Genomic DNA, 18,134 nt, shown 5'->3' with positions numbered 1-18,134 from the left:
GTCCGGTAACCCGATCGGTGTCTGCGGCGGCCTGCGGCCATCATCGTCGATGACGGCGCACGGGAAAATCTATCCCACCCAGTCGGCAGAATTACTTCAAACTTCACCCCCGCGAGCGCAATACTGAACGGGTGCCTGATCGAAACGTGCTAGGCGGTCCGCTGCAACCCTGTGGCACCGATCCGCTGACCGGTTTCTACCGCGACGGCTGTTGCTCGACGGGACCGCAGGACCTTGGGCGGCACACGATTTGCGCCGTGATGACCGCCGAATTCCTGGAGCACCAGCGTTCCATCGGCAACGACTTGCTGACGCCGGTCCCCGAGTACCGGTTCCCCGGTCTGCTGCCCGGCGACCGCTGGTGCGTGACCGCGCTGAATTGGCTGCGCGCGCATCACGACGGGTGCGCGGCCCCGGTGGTGTTGGTGTCGACGCACGAGAGCACCCTTGAGGTGGTGCCGCTGGAAGCGCTGCAGGAACACAAGATCGACGTCCCCGACGACCTGGCCAACCTCTAGGATCCCGGTGGGTTCCGCGGTTGACGACATCGACTTCGACGACCTGACCTCGCCCCGGCTCACCGACGTCCAACGTCAGATCCTGGAGTTCACCGAGGCCAAGCCCGTCGATCTCGACATCGACCGGATGCTCGCCGAGGCGATCGAACATGCCGGCCTGCCCGGCGCCGACCTCGACGACACGCACGGCTTCGTCGACCGTCTGCACGTCCACGTCGCGGCGATCGAAGCCGACCACGGGCTGCGCCAGCTCACCCGGGGGTCGCTGCGGCAACGTGTGGTGCGGCTGCTGCGCAACCGGTTGTCGCTGACCGAGCTGCTCCAGCGGTATCCCGAGATCGAGTCCATCCCGATCGAGCAGCCGTTCATCGTCGTCGGGATGCCGCGCTCGGGCACCACGCATCTGGTGAACCTGATCGCCTGCGACCCGCGCCGGCGCGCACTGCCCTATTGGGAGAGCCAGGAGCCTATCCCGGCCCGTGGTCAGGGCCCCGACGTCTTCGGTGTCGACCCCCGGTATGCCCGCGCCAAGGCGGAACACGAGGCGCTGATGGCCAGCGCGCCCGTGGTGGCCGCCATGCACGACCGGTTTCCCGAGGCGATCGAGGAGGAAGTGGAACTGCTCGACCTCGATCTGGCCTCCTACGTCCTGGAATGGCATGCGCGGGTGCCCGCCTGGCGCGATCACTACCTGAGCCTGGACCAAACCCGGCACTACGCCTACCTGAAGAAGGTGTTGCAGGCGTTGACCTTCCTGCGCGGGCCGCGGACCTGGGTGCTCAAAAGTCCGCAGCACTGCGAGCAGCTCGGCCCGCTGATGGCGACCTTCCCCGATGCGACGATCGCGTTCACGCACCGCGACCCCGTCGCGGTGATCCAGTCGGCGATCACCATGATGGCCTACTCGGATCGGTTGCGCCGCACCAGCATTGACCCGCAGTGGCTGCTGGACTACTGGAGCGACCGCGTGCACCGACTGCTGAGCGCCTGCGTGCGCGACCGCGACCTGGTGGCCCCGGAACGCAGCGTCGACATCAGCTTCCATCAGTTGAGCGGCAACGAGATCCCGGTGATCGAACGGCTGTATGAGCGCGGCGGGGTGGAATTGCCGCAGCGGGTGCGCGACCGCTTTCAGCGCTACTTGGACGGAAATCCGCGCGGTAAGCACGGCCGCATCCGCTACCAGTTGCAGCGCCATTTCGGCATCTCCGCCGACGAGCTGCGCGCCCGTTTCGGCTTCTACTTCGACAAGTTCGACGTGCGCCCCGAATGAAGGAGTCAGCGATGCCCGAACCTGTCTATCGGAGCAGGCCGGGCGCCGAGGCGATGCGCCCGGCGTCCGCGGCGCGGGCCGACCCCATCGCCCCGGGACTGTGGTGCTCGCCCGGGCTGTCCAACTCCTATTTGCTCACCACCGCGGAGGGCCGGGTGATCGTCAACACCGGCATGGGTTTCGAGGGCCCGGTGCATCGCGCCAACTTCGATGCCGTGGATTCCTCACCGGTGCGCTACATCGTCTTCACGCAGGGCCACGTGGACCACGTCGGCGGCCTGGACAGTGTTCGCGACCCGGACACCGTCGTTGTGGCGCAAGCGAACTGGACGATGTGGCGCGACGACAACGAGCGGCTGATCCCGTACCGGGCCAGCCGCAGCGCCTTTGCCTTCAAAGACACCCTGGCCGGCGGCATCAAGGCCATCCAGCGGCGCCTGGGCACCACCCGGTTGCCCGGGCAGAGCGTGCCCGTCGTCGACCTCGACTTCGAGGACACGCTGACCCTGGAGCTCGGCGGCCGGCGGATGGAGCTGATCTCGGTGCCCGGCGGCGAAACCACCGACTCGCTGGTGGTCTGGTTACCTGACGAGCGAATATGCCTGTGCGGGAACACCTTCGGGCCGCTGTTCGGTCATATCCCGAACCTGGTCACCATGCGCGGCGACCGGTACCGGGACGCGTTGACGGCCATCGCCTCGGTGGAGCGGGTTCGCGGCCTGCGGGCCGAGTTGCTGGTGACGGGTCACTTCGAGCCCATCGCGGGTGCCGACCGCATCGACGAGGAGCTCACCCGGCTGCGCGACGCCCTCGGCTACCTCCACGATCAGACGGTGGCCGGGATGAACGCCGGCAAAGACGTCCGCACCCTGATGCGAGAAATCACGCTGCCTACGGAATACGAAGTGGGCCAGGGATACGGCAAGGTCTCCTGGGACGTGCGCGCCATCTGGGAGAACTACTCGGGCTGGTTTCACCACGAGTCCACCACCGAGCTCTACCCGGTCGGGTTCGACGCGGTGGCCCACGACGTGGTCGAACTGGCCGGCGCGGATGCGCTGCTCGATCGCGCCCGGGCGCACCTGGCCGCCGACCGCGCGCTGCACGCGATTCACCTCGCCCAGCTGCTGCCCGCCGAACACTCGGGGGCACGCGAGGTGCTGCGTCAGGCCCATGAAAAACTTCTGGCCAGCAGCACGAACTTCTGGGAAAGTGCCTGGCTGCGCCACCAGATAGCGAGGAACTCATGACGGTATTCGCGCTGCGGCCCGAGGACTTTTATCACACGGGCATCATCGTGCCCGACCTCGAGGCGGCGATGGCCCGGCTGAGCGCGCTCGCCGGGTACCGGTGGATCACCCCGGTCAGCTACACGCTGCCGTTTCGCACCGTGAGCGGAACCCGGGAAGTGACCTCGACTTTCGTCTACTCGCTGCAAGCTCCCCACGTCGAGCTCATCCAGGAGGTACCGGGCACCGCGTGGGCGGCCGCCCCCGGCAACGCGGTCCATCACCTCGGCTACTGGTGCGACGATCTGGCGCAGAGCGCACAGCTGTTGGAAGACAACGGGTTTGCGTTCGAAGCGACGGCCGACACCGCCGCCCCGGATCTGGCGTTGTTCGCGTACTACGTCGATGCGGCGGGCACCCGCATCGAGATCGTCGACCGCGCCCTGTTTCCCGACTTCCCCGCCTTCCTGCAGTCCGCCGCCGCGCCGGAAGCACAGTGAGGCGGTCCCCGGCATGCTGCTGACGGTGCTGCGCTTCAACTTCGCCTCCCCGCACGGTGATCCACGCACCCAGAGCCGGCTGATGAGCGCCGCGCTCGAGCTGGCGCAGTGGGGCGAATCGCACGGCATCACGTCGGTCAGCGTCGACGAACATCACGCGACCGGGCACGGCTGGAGCTGCAACCCGATCATGGCCGCGGCGATGTTCTTGGCGCGCACCTCGACGCTGATCGCCAGCGTGGATTGCGCCCTGGGCCCGCTGTGGAACCCGGTCCGGCTCGCCGAGGACATCGCGCTCGTCGACAACATGAGCCGGGGCCGGCTGCACACCACGGTGGGCTTGGGCTACCGGCCCGTCGAATACGACGCGCTGGGAGCCGATTTCGGCCGGCGCGGCGCGCTGATGGACAGTCTGCTGGAGCGGATGCTGGCCGTCTGGTCCGGCGGTGGCGCGCCGGCGGGAATCTGCACCGGCACCTGGACCCGGCCGCATCCACCGTTGTACGTGGGTGGGGGCGCGCGGGCCACGGCACGCCGCGCGGCCCGGTTCCGGCTGCCGCTCAGCCTCGCCGATCACCTCCCCGAGATCGCCGACTACTACCGCGAGCTGTGCGCCGAGATCGACCTGGCCCCAGTGGTTCTCATGCCGGGACCGCTCAACCGGGGCATGATCTACCTGCACGAGGATCCCGAGCGGGCGTGGGCCGAACTCGGCGACCACATCCTGTGGGAGGCGGTCACCTACGGCGGATGGTCAACCGACCAGCGTTCCCTCATGCACCTGCCGGGCGTGCAGACCCTCGACGAGGTTCGGGCATCGGGCCGCTACCGCTTTCTGACTCCCGACCAGCTGATCGCCGAGGTGCGCGACGCGCCCGATTTCGGCCCGATCGTCCTGCACCCCCTGGTCGGCGGCATGCCGGTCGAGGAAGCTTGGCAGTCGGTCCAGTTGCTCACCGACAAGGTGCTGCCCGCGCTGAAGGGCTGACGCGGCGGCGCTCAGCGCTCGCCGTCGCGGCGCTGTTCCAGCCATTCGGCCAGCGAGCGCCCGGCATCCAGGACGTGTCGTTCGGCGATGGCGCGGGCGCGCTCGACGTCCTTGTCGCCGAGCGCGTCGAGCAACTGCGCATGCTCGTCGAGCGAATGCTTCTCGTGCTCGGGGAACAAGGTCAGGAAATTGGTCGGCACCACGCGGGCGGCGTGCTTGATCTGGTTCGCCAGCCGCGGCGAGTGCGCGGCCCGGTGGATCATCTGATGGAAATGCCAATTGGCCTCGCCGATGCTGTCGTCACCGGACTTCGCGACCACCTCGGCGGCCAGCTCGCGCAGCGTCGCCAGTTCCTCGGGGCCGATCCGTTCGGCCGCCCAGGCCGCGGCCTGGCCGGTCAGCACGCCGAGAATGGTGAAGCTGTCCAGCACGTCCTCGGGGCTGATGCCGATCACCGTGACGCCGCTGCGCGGGGCGACCTGAACCAGGCCCTCGAACGACAGCTCCAGCAGCGCCTCGCGCACCGGGGTCCGGCTGGTGGCGAATTCGGCGGTGATGGCGTCGAGGTCGATCCGCGAACCGGCCGGCAGGGCGCCGGTCAGGATGCGGTCACGCAGTTCGCGGGCCGCGCGTTCCCGCACCGTCCCGGAGATGTCGATCGCCGCCACGTCCGAACAATACCAGACGCGACATTTGATATCTGAAATATCAGATGTTACGTTTCAAACCATGCGCACCGACAAGATGGCCCTCGTCGCCTTCATGCAGGCGGGCAGCACCTCCGTGTACGCGGGATCGTGGCGGCACCCGGCCACCGAGCACCGCTACCTGGACGCCGCCTACTACGCCAAGATCGGCCGACAGCTCGAAGAGGGCTGCTTCGACCTGATGTTCTTCGACGACCGCCTCGCCATGCCGGGCGTGTACGGCGGCTCGGTGGGCGAGGCCGTGCGCTACGGCGCCCGCCCGGTCAAGCTGGACCTCGGCGTGATCCTCGGCGTGCTGGCCCAGGCCACCTCCAGGATCGGGTTGGGCGCGACGTACTCGACCACCTATTACCCGCCGTTCCATGTGGCGCGCACGTTCGCGTCGCTGGATCACCTCTCCGGCGGCCGCGCCGCGTGGAACGTGGTCACCTCGGTCAACGACAGCGAGGCGCAGAACTTCGGCGTCGACGCCCATCTCGGCCACGACGAAAGATACGACCGGGCCGACGAATTCATGGACGTGGTGACCGGCCTGTGGGACACCTGGGAGGACGACGCCGTGCTGCACGACCGGGTGTCCGGCCGGTACGCCGACCCCGCGAAGGTGCACGAACTCGGCCACGTCGGTGAATTCTTCTCCGCGCGTGGACCGTTGACGGTGCCGCGCACCCCGCAGGGTCGGCCGGTGATCATCCAGGCCGGGTCGTCGGGACGTGGCCGCGAATTTGCTTCCCGCTGGGCGGAATTGATCTTCACCGGTGATCCGGGCATCGACGTCGCCCGCAGCCACTACGCCGACCAGAAGGACCGCATCGCCGACGCCGGCCGCGACCCCGCCGCGGTTCGAATCTGTCCGATGGCCTATGCCGTGGTGGGCGAGTCCGAGGCCCATGCCAAGGACCGCGAGGCGATGCTCCTCAACGATCTGGTGCATCCGATGGCATCGCTGACGCTGTTGTCGGAACTGATGAATTACGACTTCGCCCAACATGATCTCGACGATCCGGTGACCGACGACATCCTGGCCTCCGTCTCCGGCATCCGCGGGCTGGTGCAGAACCTACGCGCCCACATCGGCGGCGACGCCGTCACCGTGCGGGATCTCGCCAACCATCGCGCCACCCTGTTGCAGGGGCCCCGGTTCGTCGGCACCGGCCCGCAGGTCGCCGATCAGATGGCGGACTGGTTCCAAACCGGCGCCTGTGACGGATTCGTGCTGGCCGCAACGCATCTGCCCGGCGCATTCGAAGACGTGGTGCGCATGGTGGTCCCCGAGTTGCAACGCCGCGGCCTGTTCCGCACCGAATACCGGTCCGCGACCCTGCGCGGGCATCTCGGGCTGCCGCGTCCCGCCAACGCGCGGGTGGCCCATGCTTGACGGGCTGCGGGTGCTCGACCTGGCCACGCTGGCCGCCGCGCCGCTGGTGGCGACCTATCTGGGCGAGTTCGGCGCCGACGTGATCAAGGTCGAAGAACCACGCCATGGCGACCCGATCCGCGGGTGGGGCAATCAGCGCGACGGTGTCGGCCTGATGTGGAAGTCCATCTCCCGCAACAAGAAATCGATCACGCTGGACCTGCGCAGCGCGGACGGACAACAGCTGGTCCGCCGTCTGGTGGAGCACGCCGACGTCGCCATCTTCAACACCCGTCCCCAGACCCTGCGCAAATGGGGCCTGGACTACGAGAGCCTGCGCGAGGTCAATGAGCGGCTCGTGATGCTGCACATCACCGGCTACGGGTTGAGCGGGCCGAAGAGCGAGCGGCCGGGGTTCGGCACGCTGGGCGAGGCGATGAGCGGTTTCGCGCACATCACCGGCCAGGCCGGCGCGCCGCCCACCCTGCCGCCGTTCATGTTGGCCGACGGCGTCGCCTCGCTGAATGCCGCTTACGCGGTGATGATGGCGTTGTATCACCGCGATGTGCACGGCGGGCCGGGACAATTGATCGATGTCAACCTGATCGACCCGCTGGCCCGGCTGCTGGAACAGACGCTGCTGGGCTACGACCAGCTGGGCCTGGTGCCCGAGCGATCCGGCAACCGGTGGGACATCTCCGCGCCGCGCAACACCTACCAGACCGCCGACGGGCGATGGCTGGCCATGTCCGGCAGCTCACCGGCGCTGGCGCTGCGGGTGTTCCGGGCGATCGGCCGCGACGACCTGCTGGGTGACCCGGACTTCTCCGATCCGCAGCGGCGGCTGGCGCGCGCCCGCGAAGTCGACACACTCGTCGCCGATTGGGTTGCGGGCAAGACACTTTCGGAGGCGATGGCCGTGTTCGAAGCCCACGAGGTCGCCGCAGCGCCGGTCTATGACATCAGCGACCTGGTCGCCGACGAGCAGCTGGCGCACCGCGGGGTGTTCGTCTCCGTCGACGACCAGCAGCTCGGACCGATGACGGTGCAGGCGCCCGTGCCGCGCTTCTCGTCGGCGTCCGGCACGGTCGGGCATCTCGGACCCCGCCTCGGTGAGCACAACGCCGAGGTCTACGGGGAACTACTCGGCCTCACCCCCGACGAAATCGACCAGCTACGCGCCCGGGGCGTGGTGTGACAGAAGGAATTTGATCGATGACCCAGCTTCTCCGCCGCTCGGAGCTCGCGGTGCCCGCCAGCAACGACAACATGTTCGACAAGGCCGCCGGATGCGGTGCCGACCTGGTGTTCCTCGACCTCGAGGACGCGGTGCCGCCGGCTTTCAAGGAGGAGTCGCGCGGCAAGGCGATCAGCGCGCTCAACGACCTGGATTGGGGGCGCACCGCGCGGGCGGTACGGATCAACGGCCTCGACACCCCGTGGTGCCACGACGACCTCATCGAGGTGGTGACCGCGGCCGGCCGCAACCTTGACACCGTCATCATCCCCAAGGCGCGCCGGGCCCGCGACGTCTGGTGGGTCGACGTCCTGCTCAGCCAGCTGGAGGCAAAGCTCAACCTGGGCAACAAGATCCGGCTCGAGGTGTTGATCGAGGAGGTCGAGGGGCTGGCCAACGCCGAAGAGATCGCGGTGGCCAGTCCGCGGTTGGACGCGCTGATCTTCGGCGTCGGCGACTTCTCGCTGTCCCAGGGGGCCCGGGTGGACACCAACTTCGTGCCGCTGGGCGAATATCCCGGCGATTTCTGGCAATACGCCCGCAACAAGGTGATCGTCGCCGCGCGGATCGCGGGCATCGACGCGATCGACGCGCCCTATCCCGACTACCGCGACCTGGCGGGATATGAGCGCGACGCCCGGCGGGCCGCACTGATGGGATACACCGGCAAATGGGCGATCCACCCCGACCAGGTACCTGTCGCCAACCAGGTTTATGCGCCCACCGCCGACGAAATCGCCTGCGCCGAAGCCAATCTCGCCGCCTACCGGGAGGCCGAGAGCAACGGCCGCGGCGCCGTCGGGGTCAACGGCGTGCTGGTGGACGCCGCGCACGTGAAGATGGCGCAGCAGACGCTGGCGCGCGCCGCCCTGATCAACGGCACCGGCGGATCGAACGACCGCTAGTCGATCACCATCAGGAGGTCGCCGCCCTCGACTTGAGCGGTCCGCGACACGGCGATTCGCGCCACCTTGCCCGACTTCGGGCTGGTGACCGCGGCTTCCATCTTCATCGCCTCGATCGTCGCGATGGTCTGGCCGGCCTCGACCTGCCGGCCGACCTCGGTGGCGACCGTCACCACCCCGGCGAACGGGGCGGCGATGTGGTCCGGGTTGGCGCGGTCGGCCTTCTCGGCGGCGGGCACGTCGATGGCGATGCTGCGGTCGCGCACCACCACCGGCCGCAGCTGCCCGTTGAGAATGCACATCACGGTGCGCATGCCGCGTTCGTCGGGATCGGAGATGGCCTCCAGGCCGATCAGCAACTCCACGCCGCGCTCGAGTTCGACGCGGTGTTCGTCGCCCTGCCGCAATCCGTAGAAGAACTGGTTGGCGCTCAGCCCCGAGGTGTCACCATACTGCTCGCGGTGCTCCTCGAGCTCCTTGGTCGGTCCCGGGAACAGCAGCCGGTTCAGCGCCGCCTGCCGTCGCGCACCCGGGGCGGCCAACGCCGCTTCGTCCTCGGCCGTCAGCGGCTGCTCCGGCTTGGCCGGCCCCCGGCCCTGTAAGGCCTTGGTGCGCAACGGCTCCGGCCAGCCGGCCGGCGGGTCGCCGAGCTCGCCGCGCAGAAAGCCGATCACCGAATCCGGGATGTCGTAGCGGGAGGGGTCTTCGGCGAAGTCCTGCGCGCCCACACCCGCACCCACCAGGGCCAGCGCCAGGTCGCCCACCACCTTGCTGGACGGGGTGACCTTGACCAGGTGTCCCAAAATCGCGTCGGCGCCGGCGTAGGCGTTTTCGATGTCCTCGAACCGGTCGCCGAGTCCCAGCGCAATCGCCTGCTGACGCAGATTCGACAATTGGCCGCCCGGGATCTCGTGGTGATACACCCGCCCGGTCGGCGCCGGAAGCCCGGATTCGAAGGGAGCGTATACCTTTCGCAGCGCCTCCCAGTACGGCTCCAGATCGCACACCGCCGGCAGGGACAACCCGGTGTCATACTCCGTGTTGGCCGCGGCGGCCACGATCGACGACAGTGCCGGCTGGCTGGTGGTTCCGGCGAGCGGCGCGGCGGCGCCGTCGACCGCGTCGGCCCCGGCCTGCCAGGCCGCCACGTAGGTCGCCAGCTGTCCGCCCGGCGTGTCATGGGTGTGCACGTGCACCGGCAGGTCGAACCGCGACTTCAGCGCCGACACCAGCGTCGCGGCCGCCGGTGCGCGCAGCAGCCCGGCCATGTCCTTGATCGCCAGCACGTGCGCGCCCGCTTCGACGATCTGGTCGGCCAGCTTCAGGTAATAGTCCAGCGTGTACAGCTTTTCGGCCGGATCGGACAGGTCACCGGTGTAGGACATCGCCACTTCGGCTATGGCGCTTCCGGTTTCGCGGACGGCGTCGATGGCAGGGCGCATCGAGTCGACGTTGTTCAACGCGTCGAAGATGCGGAAGATGTCGATGCCGGTCTCGGTCGCCTCCGCGACGAAGGCCGTCGTGACCATTTCTGGATAGGGCGTGTACCCCACGGTGTTACGCCCGCGCAGCAGCATCTGAAGGCAGATGTTCGGCATCGCCTCGCGCAGCGCCGCCAGCCGCTCCCACGGGTCCTCCTTGAGAAACCGCAGCGCCACGTCGTAAGTCGCTCCGCCCCAACACTCCACCGACAACAGCTGCGGCATGGTCCGTGCAATGTAGGGCGCCACCTTGAGCAGCCCGCTGGTGCGGACCCGGGTCGCCAGCAGCGACTGGTGCGCGTCGCGGAACGTGGTGTCGGTGACGCCGACGCCGCGCGACTCGCGCAGCCAGGCCGCGAATCGCTCCGGCCCGAGTTCGGTCAACCGCTGCTTGGAGCCCGCCGGCGGGCTCGCCGCCAGGTCGATGTCGGGCAACTTGTCATGCGGGTACACCGCCGACGGGCGCTCGCCGTGCGGCTTGTTGACGGTCACGTCGGCCAGGTAGTTGAGGATCTTGGTGCCGCGGTCGGCCGAACTGCGTGCGGTGAGCAACTGCGGCCGCTGTTCGATGAACGAGGTGGTGATGCGCCCGGCCTGAAAATCCGGGTCGTCCAGAACCGCTTGCAGGAACGGGATATTCGTCGAGACGCCGCGGATGCGGAATTCAGCGACCGCGCGCCGCGCCCGCCGCACCGCCGTGGGGAAGTCGCGTCCCCGGCAGGTCAGCTTGATCAGCATCGAATCGAAGTGCGCGCTGATCTCCGCGCCCAGGGTGGTGCCGCCGTCCAGCCGGATGCCCGCGCCGCCCGGGGTGCGGTAGGCGGTGATGCGGCCGGTGTCCGGGCGGAAACCGTTGACGGGGTCCTCGGTGGTGATCCGGCACTGCAGGGCCGCGCCGCGCGGGATGACCGAATCCTGGCTCAAGCCAATCTCTTCCAGCGTCTGGCCGGAGGCGATGCGCAGCTGCGCGGACACCAGGTCGACGTCGGTGATCTCCTCGGTCACCGTGTGCTCCACCTGGATGCGCGGGTTCATCTCGATGAACACGTGGTTGCCGCGTTCGTCGAGCAGGAACTCCACAGTGCCCGCGCAGGTGTAGCCGATGCTGCGTGCGAACGCCACCGCGTCGGCGCAGATACGTTCGCGCAGCGCCGGATCCAGGTTGGGCGCCGGGGCGATCTCGATCACCTTCTGGTGCCGGCGCTGCACGCTGCAGTCCCGCTCGTAGAGGTGCATCACGTTGCCGTGCGTGTCGGCCAGGATCTGGACCTCGATGTGCCGCGGATTGATCACCGCCTGCTCGAGAAACACCGAGGCGTCCCCGAACGCGGACTCGGCCTCACGGCTGGCCGCCTCGATCGCCTCGGCCAGCGCCCCCGGATCGGTGACCCGGCGCATCCCCCGGCCGCCGCCGCCGGCGACCGCCTTGACGAACAGCGGGAACGTCATCGTCTCGGCGGCGCTCAGCAACTCCTGCACCGAGGTCGACGGCGGCGAGGAGGCCAGCACCGGAAGACCCGCGGCCCGCGCCGCCGCGATGGCCCGCGACTTGTCGCCGGTGAGCTCGAGCACCTCGGCGCTGGGGCCGACGAACGTGATGCCGGCCGCCGCGCACGCCGCCGCCAGATCGGGGTTCTCCGACAGGAAGCCGTAGCCGGGGTAGATCGCATCCGCGCCGCAGGCCAGCGCCGTGCCCACGATCTCGTCGACGGACAGGTAGGCGCGGACTGGGTGGCCCTCCTCACCGATCTGGTAGGACTCGTCGGCCTTCAACCGGTGCACCGAATTGCGGTCCTCGTAGGGATACACCGCCACGGTGGCCATTTCCAGCTCGTAGGCCGCGCGGAACGCGCGGATCGCGATCTCCCCGCGGTTGGCGACCAGGACTTTCGCTAACACGGTTCTTACGATAGAGCGCGTTGCGGCGGTCCGACATACTCGCTGAGCGGACGGATCAACGCGTTGGAGGCGGTCTGCTCGATGATGTGTGCCGTCCACCCGGTGATCCGGCTCATCACGAAAATCGGCGTGAACGCCCCGATGTCGAAGCCCATCAGGTAGTAGGCCGGCCCGGTGGGGAAGTCGAGGTTGGGTTTGATGCCGTTGGCCCGCGCCATTCCCCTTTCCAGGATCTGGTAGATGTCCAGCCACTTCTGGCCGTCACGCACCGCGGCGACGCGCTGCAGGGCTTGCTTCATGGTCGGCACCCGCGAGTCGCCGTTCTTGTAGACCCGATGCCCGAAACCCATCACCTTCTCCTTGCGAGAAAGCTTGCCCTGCAACCATTCCGCAGCACGGTCGGGGGTCCCGATTTCGAGCATGTCGTGCATGACGGCTTCGTTGGCCCCGCCGTGCAGCGAACCCTTGAGCGCGCCGATGGCGGCGGTGACCGCGCTGTAGATATCGGACTGGGTGGAGGTGACCACGCGCGCCGCGAAGGTCGAAGCGTTGAAACTGTGCTCGGCGTACAGGATCATGGACTGTTCGAACGCGTCGACGATCACCTGCTCGGGCACATCGCCGAAACACATGTGCAGAAAATTCTGCGCATAGCTCATGTGGCTGTGCGGGGCGATAGGTTCCAGACCGCGCCGGCGGCGCATGTCGGCCGCGACGATGGTGGGCAGCACCGCGAACATCCGCAGCGCCTTGGCGTGGTTGGCCGACGCGCTGTTGTCGTCCTCGTCGGGGTCCTCGGCGCCCATGGAGCTGATGAAGGTGCGCACCACGTCCATCGGGTGGCAGGTGTCGGGCAGCTTGTGCAACAGCGACAGCTGGGATCGGTTGAGCCGGCGGGCGGCTCGTTCCCGCTGGCTGAACAGCGCCAGCTGCTGGTCGTCGGGAAGCTCGCCGTACCACAGCAGATAGGCGACCTGTTCGAAGCTGCAGTGGGCCGCCAGGTCCTGCACGGCGTAGCCGCGGTAGGTCAGCGAGTTGGTCTCCGGGACCACCTTGGAGATGGCGGTGGTGTCGACGACGACACCGGCCAGGCCCTTGTGGATGCGGGGCTGGTTGTCTTCGAGGGTGCTCATGGCACGACTCCTTACCGGGGGAAGTTGTAGATGTCGGAATCGAAGTGGTTGTAGTCGGCGTAGCGCAGCAGCTGATAGAGCCGGCTGCGGTGCTGCATGCGGTCCAGCAGGCCGGATTGCGTTCCGGTATCAGCGATTTCGCGCAGCCCGGCCTCGACGGCGTGCATGGCCAGCCGCAGCGTGGTCACCGGGTAGATCACCACGTTGTAGCCGATGTCGGCGAGCCGGTCGGCGCCGAGCAACGGCGACTTGCCGAACTCGGTCATGTTGGCCAGCAGCGGCGTGTCGAGCGCGGCGCGGAATCGCTCGAATTCCGTGGGGCATTGCAGCGCCTCGGTGAAGATCAGGTCGGCGCCCGCGTCGGCGTAGGCCCGGGCCCGTTCGATCGCGGCGGGCAGGCCCTCGATCGCGGCGGCGTCGGTGCGGGCGCAGACGACGAAGTTCGGGTCCCTGCGGGCCGAGACGGCGGCGCGGAGCCGTCGCACCATCTCGTCGACCGGCACCACCGCCTTGCCGTCGAGATGTCCGCACCGTTTCGGGTTTACCTGGTCCTCCAGGTGGCAGCCGGCCAGCCCGGCGTACTCGAGCATCGTCACCGTGCGGGCGGCGTTCAGCGGTTCGCCGAACCCGGTGTCGGCGTCGATGAGGGTGGGCAGCTCGGTGACCGCGGCGATCTGGGCGCCGCGGCCGCTGACCTCGGTCAGGGTGGTCAGGCCGATGTCGGGCAGGCCGAGGTCGGCCGAGAGCGCGGCGCCGGACACATACACCCCGTCGAATCCGAGTTCGGCGACCAGCTTGGCCACCAGCGGTGAGAAGGCGCCCGGAAAGCGTTGCAGCCGGCCACTTTCCAGTGCGGCGCGCAATTGCGCCCGCTTCTGTTCCGGGGAACGGGCGGCGCCGATCATGTCACGCATCAGAAGATCCCGCCCGGAATCGCCGGGGCGGTGGCCAGCACCGCCGGATCGACCACGATGTTGAGTTCACCCGCCGCGCCCGGCGGCAATGCGGGCAGGCCCTCGGCGACCGACAGGAACCGCTGCTGCTCGGCGTCGGTGACGACACCCTCGGCCAGTTCGTGGAATTTGCCGACGTACTGCGTGCGTTCGAAAGGCCGGGCCCCCAACGGGTGAGCGTCGGCGACGGCGAGCTCGTCGACGATCACCTCACCGCTTTTGAGGGTGACCACGGCGCGGGCCCCGAACGCCTTGTCGTTCGGGTCCGTGGAGTGGTAGCGCCGGGTCCACTCGGGGTCCTCGACGGTCGAGATCTTGCGCCACAGCTCGACGGTGTCGGGCCGGTGTGCGCGTTCGGGCGCGTAAGACCTTTCGTGGTGCCAGCTTCCGTCCTGCAGTGCGACCGCGAAGATGTACATCACCGAGTGGTCCAGCGTTTCCCGCGAGGCGTCCGGGTCGAATTTCTGCGGATCGCCCGCCCCGGTGCCGATCACGTAGTGGGTGTGATGGCTGGTGTGCAGCACGATCGTGGCGATCTGATTCAGATCGCCGATGCGCTCCCGCATCCGGCGGGCCAGATCGATCAGCGCCTGGCTCTGGTATTCGGCCGAGTGCTCCTTGGTGTAGCTGTCCAGGATGGCGCGCTTGGGCTCACCGGGCTCGGGCAGCGGGACCCGATAGGTGTGCTCGGGACCCGACAGCAGCCAGGCGATCACACCGTCCTCGCCCTCCCAAATCGGTGCGGGCGCACCTTCTTTCCGCATGGCGCGGTCGACCGCCTCGATGGCGACCTTGCCGGCCCAGGCCGGCGCGTACGCCTTCCAGCTGGAGATCAAGCCCTTGCGCGACTGCCGGGTGGACGTCGTCAGGTGCAACGCCTGCCCGATCGCCTGATAGATGGTCTCGGGATCCAGCCGCAACATGGTGCCCAGGCCGGCGGCCACCGACGGGCCCAGATGCGCGACGTGGTCGATCTTGTGCTCGTGCAAGCAGATTCCCCGGGCCAGGTCGATCTGGATCTCGTAACCGGTGGCGATGCCGCGGATCAGGTCGGCGCCGCCGACCCCCACGTGCTGGGCGACGGCCACCAGGGCGGGAATGTTGTCGCCGGGATGCGAATACTCGGCGGCCAGAAACGTGTCGTGGAAATCCAATTCGCGCACCGCGACCCCGTTGGCCCAGGCCGCCCACTCCGGGGAGTAGTCGCCCCGGATCCCGAAAACCTTGGCGCCCTTGGCCGCCGCGGGATGCGCCTGGGCCTGAGCCCGTGCGACGGTCACCGGGCGCCGGAGCACCGAGGCGGCCGACACCGCCGCGTTGTCGATGACGCGGTTGATCACCATCGCCTCGGTCTCCGCCGGCACCGCGACCGGATCGGCCGCGACCTCGGCGATCTTCCACGCCAGGTGCTCGCTGCGGGGGAAATCCTCGGCGCTGCGCCGGGTTCGAACGTCGTGGATGCGCATAAACCGCACCCTACGCACCCGGCTGAATACGGTAAATGCCCTGTAAGAGCGTAATTTTGCGTCCTTGCCCGACTGTGTTTGCGAACTTTGTGAAAGGCGCTGGGCGTAGGGTGGTGCGGGTGGCAAAGACGTTCGCCGGGGCGCGGCTGCGGCGATTGCGCGAGGAGCAGGGGCTGACCCAGGTGGCGCTGGCGCGCGTCCTGGGGCTGTCAACCAGTTACGTCAACCAGCTGGAAAACGACCAGCGCCCGATCACCGTCCCGGTGCTGCTCACCCTCACCGAGCGTTTCGATCTGCCCACCCAGTACTTCGCGCCGGACTCCGACGCCCGCCTGATCGCCGACCTGCGGGAGGTGCTCGCCGAAACGCCCGCGACGCCCGGGCAGGTCGAGGAGCTGGTCGCGCGCATGCCGGCGATCGGCCAGACCCTGGTCAATCTGCACCGGCGGCTGCACGACACCACCGCCGATCTCGAAGCCCTGTACAGCCGCGCCAATCTGGACATCTCGGACACGCCGGGGCTACCGCATCAGCCGATGCCGTTCGAGGAGGTGCGGGACTTCTTCTACGACCGCAAGAACTACATCGGCGAACTGGACGTGGCCGCCGAGGAAATGTTCGACCACAACCGGTTGCGAATCGGCGGGCTCGACGGCCAGCTCGCCCAGCTGCTCGGCGAGCAGCTGGGTGTGGCGGTGGTGATCGACGACGGCCAGCTGCTGGCCCCGAACTCCAAGCGCCTGTTCGATCCCGAGTCGAAAACGGTGTACCTGGCCCGCTGGCTGCACCCCGGTCAGCGTGCCTTTCAATTGGCCACCCAGATCGCCCTGCTCACCCAGCCGGAATTGATCACCGCGATCATCGCCGGCGACGATCAGCTCAGCGACGATGCCCGCGGTGTGGCCCGCATCGGGCTGGCCAACTATTTTGCCGGCGCCCTGCTGTTGCCCTACCGCAGATTCCTCGACGCGGCCGAGCGCGTCCGTTACGACATCGACCAGCTGTCAAGGAGATTCGAGGTGGGCTTCGAAACCGTCTGCCATCGGCTGTCCACGCTGCAACGCCCGAACGCCCGCGGGGTGCCGTTCATCTTCGTGCGCACCGACAGCGCCGGCAACATCTCGAAACGCCAGTCCGCCACCGCTTTTCACTTCTCCCGGGTCGGCGGGAACTGCCCGTTGTGGGTGGTGCACCACGCGTTTTCCCGGCCCGGCCAGTTTTTGACCCAGGTCGCGCAGATGCCCGACGATCGGACCTATTTCTGGATCGCCCGCACCACCAGCGGCGGGCCGAGCCGTTACCTCGGCCCGCACAAGAGCTTCGCCATCGGGCTGGGTTGCGACGTGGACCACGCGGACAAACTGATTTACTCCGTCGGCATCGATCTGCGCGACACCGAGTCGATCGTGCCGATCGGCGCCGGGTGCAAGATCTGCGATCGGCCGGCCTGCCCGCAACGCGCCTTCCCCTACCTCGGCCGCCCGGTCTCCGTCGACCCGCACCGCAGCACCGACCTGCCCTACCCGCCCGCGATCACGCCCTGAGCCCGGTCAGGTCGGGCCGCCCGCCCAGGCGCTGGACCGTGGCCCCAGCGGCCGCGGCCGCCCGCCGACCCGCCTCCCGCGGTGCGGCGCCCTCCCGCAGGGCGGCCACCAGCCCGGCGACGAACGCGTCACCGGCGCCGGTGGGATCCACCACTTCCACGTCGGCGAACTCGAAAAGCTCGCTGCCGCCACGCCACGTCAGCAGGTCGCCCACGTCGGGAACCGCCAGCGCGACCAGCTCCGGGCCGCCGCTCAGCAGATGGTCGGCCAACTCGAAGGCCTGTTCCACCGTGGTGATTTCGGTGCCCGCGATGATCGACGCTTCGGTGGCATCGGCCCGCAGCACGTCCAGCGTCGCCAGCAGATCGGCCCGAACCTGCGGGGCGGGCACGCCGTCGGCCACCACCCGCAGTCCCCGCTGCCGCGCGCGTTGCGCGGCTTCCAAAGCGGTGGCGGCCGGCTGCTGCAGCTGAATGGAGACGGTGTCGGCGGTGTCGAACAGCGAGCTCGACCGGTCCAGGTCGGCGACCCGAACCAGCGAACTGTCCGGCACGTCCTCGAGCAGCATGCGTTCCGGCGGCGCGGCGACCACGTCGACCAGCAGCGCGGTGGTGCCGCGCCGCGCCACTTTGCTGACGTCGATGCCGTCGCGCTGCGCCTGCTGCAGGATCGACGTGCCGGCTTGGTCGTCGCCCACCACCCCGATCAGCGTCACCGGCACACCCAGTTGCGCCAGCCCGACGGCCTGGTTGGCGCCCTTGCCGCCGAGCAGCTCCTCGCGCCGCAGCACGGTGGCGGACTCGCCGGCCGTCGGCGGCCGGTCGGTGCGCAGCACCAGGTCGCGCCCGATCTGACCGATCACCACCACACCCATGACTACACAGTGCCCGCTTTCGGCGCGCCGAACACCTGCGGTCCCTTGACGGGACCGCCGCGGTGATGGT

General features: G+C 68.5%; 15 protein-coding genes. 9 read left to right on the top strand and 6 right to left on the bottom strand.

The window, feature by feature from the left end; genetic code table 11:
• Positions 1-131 precede the first annotated feature (131 nt).
• From H7I87_RS17385 to H7I87_RS17365, 5 genes are read left to right on the top strand one after another with little or no spacing between them, the layout of a single operon-like run.
• Entirely contained in the window at positions 132-518 is a 387-nt protein-coding gene (locus H7I87_RS17385; protein ID WP_023861977.1) for a DUF2237 family protein, read from the top strand.
• 7 nt (positions 519-525) lie between these two features.
• Positions 526-1,791: a sulfotransferase family protein gene (locus tag H7I87_RS17380; protein WP_023861976.1), complete on the top strand. Its 1,266-nt coding sequence runs from the start codon at positions 526-528 to the stop codon at positions 1,789-1,791.
• An 11-nt stretch (positions 1,792-1,802) separates the two neighbouring features.
• A complete protein-coding gene (locus H7I87_RS17375; protein ID WP_023861975.1) occupies positions 1,803-3,041 on the top strand; it encodes an MBL fold metallo-hydrolase in 1,239 nt (412 codons plus the stop codon).
• Positions 3,038-3,520 carry a VOC family protein gene (locus H7I87_RS17370; protein ID WP_011723491.1) on the top strand — a complete coding sequence of 161 codons (483 nt, stop codon included), beginning with the start codon at positions 3,038-3,040 and terminating at the stop codon, positions 3,518-3,520. The genes H7I87_RS17375 and H7I87_RS17370 overlap by 4 nt, the downstream gene beginning before the upstream one ends.
• 13 nt (positions 3,521-3,533) lie before the next feature.
• Entirely contained in the window at positions 3,534-4,508 is a 975-nt protein-coding gene (locus H7I87_RS17365; protein ID WP_011723492.1) for an LLM class flavin-dependent oxidoreductase, read from the top strand.
• Positions 4,509-4,519: 11 nt separating this feature from the next.
• On the opposite strand, the gene H7I87_RS17360 is transcribed toward H7I87_RS17365, so the two are convergent.
• Positions 4,520-5,176: a GntR family transcriptional regulator gene (locus tag H7I87_RS17360; protein ID WP_003874151.1), complete on the bottom strand. Its 657-nt coding sequence runs from the start codon at positions 5,174-5,176 to the stop codon at positions 4,520-4,522.
• 61 nt (positions 5,177-5,237) lie between these two features.
• Here H7I87_RS17360 and H7I87_RS17355 point away from each other — a divergent pair, with 61 nt between their 5' ends.
• From H7I87_RS17355 to H7I87_RS17345, 3 genes are read left to right on the top strand one after another with little or no spacing between them, the layout of a single operon-like run.
• Complete coding sequence (locus H7I87_RS17355; protein ID WP_023861974.1) at positions 5,238-6,593, top strand: LLM class flavin-dependent oxidoreductase; 1,356 nt, start codon at positions 5,238-5,240, stop codon at positions 6,591-6,593.
• Entirely contained in the window at positions 6,586-7,770 is a 1,185-nt protein-coding gene (locus H7I87_RS17350; protein ID WP_023861973.1) for a CaiB/BaiF CoA transferase family protein, read from the top strand. Before H7I87_RS17355 ends, H7I87_RS17350 begins: the two co-directional genes overlap by 8 nt.
• 17 nt (positions 7,771-7,787) lie before the next feature.
• The gene (locus H7I87_RS17345) at positions 7,788-8,714 is read left to right on the top strand and encodes an HpcH/HpaI aldolase/citrate lyase family protein (protein ID WP_023861972.1); all 927 of its coding nucleotides are present in this window, start codon (positions 7,788-7,790) and stop codon (positions 8,712-8,714) included.
• Here the strand turns inward: H7I87_RS17345 and H7I87_RS17340 are convergent.
• From H7I87_RS17340 to prpD, 4 genes are read right to left on the bottom strand one after another with little or no spacing between them, the layout of a single operon-like run.
• On the bottom strand, positions 8,711-12,094 hold the full coding sequence (locus H7I87_RS17340; protein WP_023861971.1) for a pyruvate carboxylase: 3,384 nt from the start codon (positions 12,092-12,094) through the stop codon (positions 8,711-8,713). The two genes, H7I87_RS17345 and H7I87_RS17340, sit on opposite strands and share 4 nt — an antisense overlap.
• A 5-nt stretch (positions 12,095-12,099) precedes the next feature.
• Complete coding sequence (locus H7I87_RS17335) at positions 12,100-13,227, bottom strand: bifunctional 2-methylcitrate synthase/citrate synthase (RefSeq protein ID WP_011723497.1); 1,128 nt, start codon at positions 13,225-13,227, stop codon at positions 12,100-12,102.
• An 11-nt stretch (positions 13,228-13,238) separates the two neighbouring features.
• Positions 13,239-14,141, bottom strand: coding sequence for a methylisocitrate lyase (gene prpB / locus H7I87_RS17330; RefSeq protein WP_011723498.1), 903 nt, complete (start codon positions 14,139-14,141; stop codon positions 13,239-13,241).
• Positions 14,141-15,646, bottom strand: a complete 1,506-nt coding sequence (gene prpD, locus H7I87_RS17325; RefSeq protein ID WP_011723499.1) for a 2-methylcitrate dehydratase PrpD — start codon at positions 15,644-15,646, stop codon at positions 14,141-14,143. The genes prpB and prpD overlap by 1 nt, the downstream gene beginning before the upstream one ends.
• A 110-nt stretch (positions 15,647-15,756) precedes the next feature.
• Here prpD and H7I87_RS17320 point away from each other — a divergent pair, with 110 nt between their 5' ends.
• Complete coding sequence (locus H7I87_RS17320) at positions 15,757-17,190, top strand: short-chain fatty acyl-CoA regulator family protein (RefSeq protein WP_085989536.1); 1,434 nt, start codon at positions 15,757-15,759, stop codon at positions 17,188-17,190.
• Here the strand turns inward: H7I87_RS17320 and H7I87_RS17315 are convergent.
• Positions 17,180-18,064 (bottom strand): ribokinase, encoded by an 885-nt coding sequence (locus H7I87_RS17315; protein ID WP_033722264.1) that lies wholly within the window; start codon positions 18,062-18,064, stop codon positions 17,180-17,182. The genes H7I87_RS17320 and H7I87_RS17315 overlap by 11 nt on opposite strands.
• Between the last annotated feature and the right edge of the window lie 70 nt (positions 18,065-18,134).

The sequence above is a fragment of the Mycobacterium timonense genome (assembly GCF_025821985.1).
In the GTDB taxonomy this organism is placed as follows: Bacteria; Actinomycetota; Actinomycetes; order Mycobacteriales; family Mycobacteriaceae; genus Mycobacterium; species Mycobacterium avium.
The sequence above is the reverse complement of the archived record's forward strand: the minus strand, read 5'-3'. Positions and strand labels throughout refer to the sequence as shown.

Coding starts and splice junctions, on each gene's coding strand:
- H7I87_RS17350 (WP_023861973.1), top strand. CDS start 6,586: ATGCTTGACGGGCTGCGGGTGCTCGACCTGGCCACGCTGGCCGCCGCG.
- H7I87_RS17365 (WP_011723492.1), top strand. CDS start 3,534: ATGCTGCTGACGGTGCTGCGCTTCAACTTCGCCTCCCCGCACGGTGAT.
- prpD (WP_011723499.1), bottom strand. CDS start 15,646: ATGCGCATCCACGACGTTCGAACCCGGCGCAGCGCCGAGGATTTCCCC.
- H7I87_RS17370 (WP_011723491.1), top strand. CDS start 3,038: ATGACGGTATTCGCGCTGCGGCCCGAGGACTTTTATCACACGGGCATC.
- H7I87_RS17345 (WP_023861972.1), top strand. CDS start 7,788: ATGACCCAGCTTCTCCGCCGCTCGGAGCTCGCGGTGCCCGCCAGCAAC.
- H7I87_RS17355 (WP_023861974.1), top strand. CDS start 5,238: ATGCGCACCGACAAGATGGCCCTCGTCGCCTTCATGCAGGCGGGCAGC.
- H7I87_RS17335 (WP_011723497.1), bottom strand. CDS start 13,227: ATGAGCACCCTCGAAGACAACCAGCCCCGCATCCACAAGGGCCTGGCC.
- prpB (WP_011723498.1), bottom strand. CDS start 14,141: ATGCGTGACATGATCGGCGCCGCCCGTTCCCCGGAACAGAAGCGGGCG.
- H7I87_RS17375 (WP_023861975.1), top strand. CDS start 1,803: ATGCCCGAACCTGTCTATCGGAGCAGGCCGGGCGCCGAGGCGATGCGC.
- H7I87_RS17315 (WP_033722264.1), bottom strand. CDS start 18,064: ATGGGTGTGGTGGTGATCGGTCAGATCGGGCGCGACCTGGTGCTGCGC.